This window comes from Barnesiella sp. CU968 (genome assembly GCF_905219685.1).
GTDB lineage: Bacteria > Bacteroidota > Bacteroidia > Bacteroidales > Muribaculaceae > Lepagella > Lepagella muris_A.
In genome coordinates this window covers 1-7,055 of record NZ_CAJMXD010000137.1, presented here as the reverse complement: position 1 = coordinate 7,055, position 7,055 = coordinate 1, and the positions used below count along the sequence as shown (strand labels likewise).

Below are 7,055 nucleotides of genomic sequence, written 5' to 3'. Positions count from 1 at the left end.
CTTTATAAACAGCTTCATAATNTCCATAAATNTNNTAACCCGNATGAATTATCAAGGTCTGAATGACGCGCAGGTTGCCGAAAGCCGGTGTCTGCATGGGGAGAATGTGCTTACTCCCGTGAAACGAGATCCCCTCTGGAAACAGTTTTTAAGGGGATTTAAAGATCCACTGATTGTCATATTGCTTGTAGCGTTGTCTTTATCCGTAGGCATCGCGATATATGAGGCATATATAGATGCCGATCATTCCTTCAAGCCTTTTTTTGAGCCAGTTGGAATATTCGTGGCAATTTTTCTTGCCACCGGACTGAGTTTCTGGTTCGAGATGAAGGCTAACAAGGAGTTTGCGATTCTAAATCAGGTCAATGACGAGGAGCCAGTGCAGGTGTGGCGCAACGGAGCGGTGACCCAGATACCCCGCAAGGACGTTGTTGTGGGAGATATTGTTGTTGTCAACACGGGAGATGAGATTCCCGCTGATGGAAGATTGCTGGAAGCTGCGTCTATGAGTGTGGATGAATCCACGCTTACAGGTGAGCCTTCATGCATGAAGACCACAGACGAATCGCATTTCGATCCGGAAGCTACATACCGGTCCGACACACTTATGCGCGGAACGAAGGTGATGGAAGGGCATGGTGTCTATGAAGTCACCGCAGTAGGCGACAATACCGAGAACGGAAAGGTATTCAAGGAGTCTCAGATTGACAACTCCGTGAAAACACCTCTTAATGAGCAGCTTGACCGTCTTGGGCGCATGGTCTCCATTTCGAGCTATGTCATCGCGGCTATTATAGTTGTGGGGCGGATGGTTATGTATTTTACGCATCATGCACAGTTCGATTGGCTTGATTTCATACAATACGCTCTTCAGACACTGATGATTGCCGTGACGCTCGTTGTGGTGGCTGTGCCTGAAGGCTTGCCGATGGCTGTGACGCTGTCGCTGGCATATTCTATGCGCCGTATGCTGCGCACCAACAATCTTGTGCGTAAGATGCATGCATGCGAGACAATGGGTGCTACGACGGTGATATGTACCGACAAGACGGGAACGCTGACGCAGAACCGTATGCAGGTCTATAAGGCTGATTTCTATGGTCTCCCGTCTGATGCGGGTGATTCTGCCCTGTCTGGCGGTATCGTGGAGGAGGGCATTGCCGCCAATTCAACAGCGCAACTCGATTTCTCGGATCCTGCAAAGCCGCAGGTGTTGGGTAATCCCACTGAGGGGGCGTTGCTTCTGTGGTTGCGCGACAATGGTGTCGATTACGCACGTGTGAAGAAAGGGCTCACCGTGTTGGATGAGCTTCCTTTTACTACTGAACGCAAATATATGGCTACGGTGGTTGAGTCAGCTGTCATAAAAGATGCCGATGGCAGAGCGGCACGCGTGGCATATGTCAAAGGTGCTCCGGAGATTGTGCTTGGAATGTGCAGGAGTCTGCCGGAGGGTGTGACGAGAGAGGATATTGACGCCCGTCTTTTAGGATACCAGAATCAGGCAATGAGGACTCTCGGCTTCGCATATCAGGTTTTAGGCGAGGGTGAAGATGTGATCGTGGATAACGCGTTCATAGGGAAGAACCTTACGTTTTTAGGTATAACGGCGATTTCGGATCCGGTCCGCAGCGATGTCCCCGAGGCAGTGCGAGAGGTGCTTGATGCCGGAGTCAAGGTTAAGATAGTGACAGGCGACACTCCGGCTATCGCACGGGAGATAGGGCGTCAGATCGGCTTATGGACTGCCGCGGACAGTGATGCCAATATAGTCACCGGCGCGGATATCGCCGCAATGAGCGATGACGAGCTTGAGCGGCGTGTGGCGGATATAAAGATTATCGCACGTGCGAGACCTATGGACAAGAAACGTCTCGTGGAGGCGTTGCAACGCAACAACGAGGTAGTTGCCGTGACAGGCGACGGCACCAATGACGCACCCGCGCTCAAAGCCGCGCATGTGGGCCTTTCAATGGGCGACGGCACTTCCGTGGCAAAAGAGGCATCGGATATCACAATAATCGACAATTCGTTCTCATCGATAGGACGGGCGGTGATGTGGGGACGGTCACTTTATCGGAATCTGCAGCGTTTCATCATGTTCCAGCTGACGGTGAACGTCTGTGCCTGTCTGATTGTGCTCGCCGGAGCGTTCATGGGTATGGAATCGCCGCTGACAGTAACGCAGATGCTGTGGGTAAACCTGATCATGGACACCTTTGCGGCAATGGCTCTGGCTTCCCTTCCTCCGTCCGAAGATGTGATGCGCGACAAGCCGCGTTCCCGCAAGTCTTTCATCATCACGCCGGCTATGTGGCGGCGTATCGTGGGAATGGGTGTCGGATTCTTCATTATTCTTTTTGCGGTTCTGAGCTTCTTCCAGCATGCGGTTGCCGCCGGTCCGGATGCGGAGTCCATTATAAGTCTCGTGAAATCAGGACTTGGTGGATTTCATGAACTTACGGCGTATGAGCTGTCTCTTTTCTTCACGTTCTTTGTCTTTCTGCAGTTCTGGAATATGTTTAACGCCCGTGCGTTCGGCACCGGTCGTTCTGCATTGCATCTTAAAGAATGCTCCGGCTTCCTGACAATTGCATTTGTGATTCTAGTCGGTCAGTTTGTGATTGTCACCTGCGGATACGGATTTTTCAATGTCGTTCCTCTCAGATGGAGCGACTGGCTGATAATCATCTCCGGAACATCTATTGTTTTCTGGGCTGGAGAACTCTTTCGCGTCATGCATCGTCGGCATTGACCGTGACGGTCCCAGGCAGATAAAGCCTGATTGTTGAAATATAATAAAGACCTTGACACTCAATTGATGCCAAGGTCTTTGTTATGTTCGGGAAACAATGTTACTTGGAGAGCTGGGTGGAGATTCTGTTCCATACCTCAGTCGGGGTGAGTGTGGACATCGGTTTGGTTTCGAAAGATACTTTCACCGGAACGCTGCCGCGATATACTATGAGTGTGTCTACATTTTCCTTGCCCGGAATGAGAGTTATCTCACGATTGTCTTTGTCAGAAGCGATGTATATGCTGTCTTTCTGCTCAAAGATTTTTGAAAGAATAGCTTTCGCCTTGAAATGGGTTCGGTTGCCGTTCTCATAGATGTATATTCCGGCATTGTCCGGGTCGAGAGCCATCAGGATTCTTCCATCGAAGCGTGTGCGCACCGCACCGGCTGCGGTATCCTGAAAAGATACGGCGCGATACTCGCCGCTTGTCACCGGAAGTGTCGTTTCCAAAACTGTCGCATCCTGCGATGCGGAATCGTCAGTGCCCGTCTTTCCGTTGCCAGAGCAAGCCGTCAACATAATTGCTGCGGCTAAGGCACTCATCATAAATAATTTCTTCATATGGTTCTTAAATTTATCACTTACGTCTGCCAAGTTACACAAAATTTGTGAAACTAAAAAATTATATGCCCTACGTTCATTATCTTGAACGTTTTCTCTTTTTTGCCTGTCAGAACAGAAATGTCAGGGATTTTAGCTACTTTTGCACTCTCAAAGTAAATTTGAACACTTATTCAGGGACTTTAATCAGACATAGCAATTTTGGACATCACAATCTCATTTGTTCTTGAAGTAATAGGCACAATAGCGTGTGCGATAAGCGGTATCCGTCTTGCAGCAGCCAAGAATTTCGACTGGTTCGGAGCATATATCATAGGTCTTGTCACTGCCATCGGCGGGGGTACGCTTCGTGATATATTGCTTGATATCCCGGTATTCTGGATGCACAACTGGTGGTATCTTGCAGTCACGGCTTTCTCGTTGCTGGCTGTGATTATTTTCAGAGACCATCTCGTGAGGCGCGACAAGATGCTTTTCATCTTCGACAGTATCGGTCTCGCCATGTTTGTTGTGATCGGAATAGACAAGACGCTCGCCATCGACTATCCCATGTGGGTGGCTCTTATAATGGGTATCATCACAGGTGCGTTCGGCGGAGTGCTGCGTGATATTCTTATCAACGAAGAACCTTTGATCTTTCATAAAGACATTTACGCCACTGCCTGTCTTGCCGGGGGCTTCGTATACTGGATAACAGGTTATTTTGACAGCCCGGCATATGTCAGCCAGCTGAGCTGCGCCCTGACCATCATCGTAATCCGTTTCCTCGCTCTCAGATACAATCTTTCCCTACCGGTGCTTAATGACAGTCCACGCAGAAAGAAATGAATACGAATTTAATACGAATTTAATCTGAGGTTATGGTACAGGCAGGGGAATCGGTGAGAATCTGCTGTCGGCTGTGACCCCTTGGGGCGGGATGGATGTTATATATAAGTAAGTGGAGTTATCTTGATTTATTTTAAATAATTTAAGAATCGGAACACTTACTTAAGGTTTATAAAAACGTTTGCGAGAAGGTATGAAGGTGATCAGGAACAGTGTCATCCCTTTCGGGAAGAGATACGGGGCGATCAACCTGTTCGGAGTGTTGTTTGCCAAACGAGACATGCATCTTTCGGGAGAAGTGATGAATCATGAACTTATACACAGCGCCCAGATACGCGAGTTGCTGTTTATCCCGTTCTATCTGATCTATATTATAGAGTGGCTTATAAGGCTTGTGCAATCGCAAGGTAACTATTATGAGGCGTACCGTCGCATATCTTTCGAGCGGGAAGCATATGAGTATTGCCGAGATCCCGGATATCTGTCCCGGCGACGATGTTTCGCACAATGGCGCAAATGAAGTCAGGTCGTTGTAAAAATATAAGGTAAGGTGAAAAAAGAGATTGAAAAAGGGGATAGTAGAAAATTGGGGTTCGGGACATTGGTTGCGATTGTGTTCGGCATGATGGTCGGATCGGGACTTTATAATATCCCTCAGAACCTTGCCTCCGGTGCCGGTCCGGGCGCGGTGGCACTGTCATGGGTGATTACGGCAGCCGGTATGTTGCTGCTCGTTGCTACGTTCAAGATCCTTTCCGACCGTCGTCCTGATCTTGATGCCGGTATATATCAATATGCACAGGTCGGGTTCGGTAATTTCGCCGGTTTCAACATTGCCTGGGGCTATTGGCTCTGCACAGCGTTTGCCAACGTTGCATATGCTGTGATGCTTAACGATTCATTCGGAGCGTTCTTTCCGGCATTGCTCGGTCACGGCTGGCAAACCCTCATATTCGGTTCGGTGTTGATTTGGGCTATGTATTTTTTAGTTGCCGGAGGTATCAAGACTGCAAGACTCCTCAACAATCTTCTTGCCGTCATTAAGGTGGCAGCTATTCTGCTGATAGCGGTATTACTGGTTATCAATGTAAAGGCAGGTGTGTTCACGGGTAATTTCATGGAAGAGTCTTTGGGTGAAGAATCCCTTTGGACTCAGGTTAAGAACACTATGATGGTCACTTTATGGTGTTTCATAGGTATAGAGGGAGCCGTGATGATGTCGGCGCGTGCCAAGCGTCATTCCGATGTCGGGAAAGCAGGTGTCACGGGATTCTTCATAGCCTGGTTGCTGTATGTACTGGTGTCGATGCTTTGTTTCGGTGTCATGAACAGGGCGAAACTTGCCGGTCTTGATGATCCGTCGGTCGCTTATGTATTGCGTGATATTTGCGGAGGCTGGGCTTATTATTTCGTAGTCTTGTCAGTGATCGTTTCCCTGCTCGGAGGGTGGCTTGCGTGGACTCTGATATGCGCACAGGTGCCATATGAGGCTGCGGTGGTAAAAATATTTCCGCGTTCATTTCTCAAAACCAACCGTCATGGCATGCCCGGTTACGGATTGTTGGTGTCAAGTGTCGTCATGCAGGTGTTTCTCGTTATGGTGATGATGGCGGATGACGTCTACATGGCAGCCCTGACGATCACGGGGATGATGGTTCTGCCGGCATATCTTTCCGGTGGTATGTATCTATGGAAAGAAAGTTTCGGCAGGTCCGGAATGAATAAAGCGCGCAAGGGAACCTTGTTGCGCTATCGCGCTGTCGGTATCCTCTGCACGCTTTATTGCATATGGATGATTTATGCCGGTGGACTGAAGCTTTTTATGCTGACTTCAATATTCTATATCTCCGGCATCGGGTTCTATCTTAAAGCCCGGGCTGAGCGTCGCGAGGAGGGGTCGCTGCGTTTTACGCATGCAGACCGTATAACCCTCGCTCTGCTCATCATCGGGTTGGCGGGAAGCTTGATTTACATCATTACCTTGATTCCTTCCAGAATATAGATTCCGGCAGGAAGTTCGATTGTGTTGCGTCCTTCCGAGAGAGTGACGGTTCTGACGATATTGCCCTGAAGGTTGTAGATATTTACAGACCCCTCGGTAACGGCGGTTATAACCAGAACCGAACCGTCACGATATATGGAGATATTCCCATTCTCTGTGCCGATGACAGTATTGATGGATGAAGTCTCATCGTTACCGCCTATTGCAAAGGATTCAGGTGCAGAACCGTTGTTTGCACGCATGTAGGCTGAGAAGGGAGCGACAGAACCGGCTTCGGTGCCATCTGTCAGAACGAACATTGAACCAGCCTCGTTGAGTGTGTAATCCCCTGCTGCGTATGGACGGTTGGTGTAGCTTGCAAAGATAGAGAAATCTTTACCTGTGCGGACGATTGCCTCGGGAGCGGGAGTTGTCTGCACGTCGAAATCTGCAGTGGTCAGGTCATCGCTTGCTGCGGAAGCTCCAGTGCTCTTGCCTGTTGCGCTGAACACTACATCGGCTGTTCCGGTTCCCTTGTCATTAAGACGGATCACATAAGGAGTGTTGGGTTCTATCACCGATGCGTCTGTAAGCGTCTCGGCATTTTCATCTGCAAAGGTCATGATGCGCATTGTCGCGTCTCCTTTCTCAGCAAAAGCTACCGCTTTCCCGTCTGCCATAACAGATGTCGGCACGAATGGAAGCACGATACCGCTCCAGTTTTCTCCGTTACCGATTTTGTAGCCGGCTGTAGCTTTCAGAGATATGGTATTGTCGCCAAGATTGAAACTTCCCGGAGTGCTGAAAGGATATTCTGTTGAAATATTTATATCGGTCATAGCCTGACGCATGCCATTGCTATTATAGATCACGTTGATGTCGGAGAG

At 49.0% G+C, this 7,055-nt stretch carries 6 protein-coding genes; 4 read left to right on the top strand and 2 right to left on the bottom strand.

Annotation, left to right across the window (positions count from 1 at the left end; genetic code table 11):
* The first annotated feature begins 43 nt into the window (after positions 1–43).
* Entirely contained in the window at positions 44–2,755 is a 2,712-nt protein-coding gene (locus JX312_RS06840) for a calcium-translocating P-type ATPase, PMCA-type (RefSeq protein WP_204457483.1), read from the top strand.
* A 100-nt stretch (positions 2,756–2,855) separates the two neighbouring features.
* Here JX312_RS06840 and JX312_RS06835 read toward each other — a convergent pair whose 3' ends face one another.
* Positions 2,856–3,359 (bottom strand): hypothetical protein, encoded by a 504-nt coding sequence (locus tag JX312_RS06835; protein ID WP_204457482.1) that lies wholly within the window; start codon positions 3,357–3,359, stop codon positions 2,856–2,858.
* 201 nt (positions 3,360–3,560) lie between these two features.
* On the opposite strand from JX312_RS06835, the gene JX312_RS06830 reads away from it, so the two are divergent.
* The 3 genes from JX312_RS06830 to JX312_RS06820 all read left to right on the top strand — a co-directional run bounded on the left by JX312_RS06830 (position 3,561) and on the right by JX312_RS06820 (position 6,189).
* Positions 3,561–4,187, top strand: a complete 627-nt coding sequence (locus tag JX312_RS06830) for a trimeric intracellular cation channel family protein (protein WP_204457481.1) — start codon at positions 3,561–3,563, stop codon at positions 4,185–4,187.
* Positions 4,188–4,380: 193 nt separating this feature from the next.
* A complete protein-coding gene (locus JX312_RS06825) occupies positions 4,381–4,707 on the top strand; it encodes a hypothetical protein (RefSeq protein ID WP_204457480.1) in 327 nt (108 codons plus the stop codon).
* A 30-nt stretch (positions 4,708–4,737) separates the two neighbouring features.
* The gene (locus JX312_RS06820; RefSeq protein WP_239653840.1) at positions 4,738–6,189 is read left to right on the top strand and encodes a basic amino acid/polyamine antiporter; all 1,452 of its coding nucleotides are present in this window, start codon (positions 4,738–4,740) and stop codon (positions 6,187–6,189) included.
* On the opposite strand, the gene JX312_RS06815 is transcribed toward JX312_RS06820, so the two are convergent.
* The coding region (locus tag JX312_RS06815) for a T9SS type A sorting domain-containing protein (RefSeq protein WP_204457479.1) at positions 6,156–7,055 on the bottom strand (900 nt) is incomplete at its 5' end. The two genes, JX312_RS06820 and JX312_RS06815, sit on opposite strands and share 34 nt — an antisense overlap.

What these genes read in the sequence shown, in the direction of transcription:
- JX312_RS06840 (WP_204457483.1), top strand. Translation starts at nt 44, where the DNA reads ATGAATTATCAAGGTCTGAATGACGCGCAGGTTGCCGAAAGCCGGTGT.
- JX312_RS06825 (WP_204457480.1), top strand. Translation starts at nt 4,381, where the DNA reads ATGAAGGTGATCAGGAACAGTGTCATCCCTTTCGGGAAGAGATACGGG.
- JX312_RS06835 (WP_204457482.1), bottom strand. Translation starts at nt 3,359, where the DNA reads ATGAAGAAATTATTTATGATGAGTGCCTTAGCCGCAGCAATTATGTTG.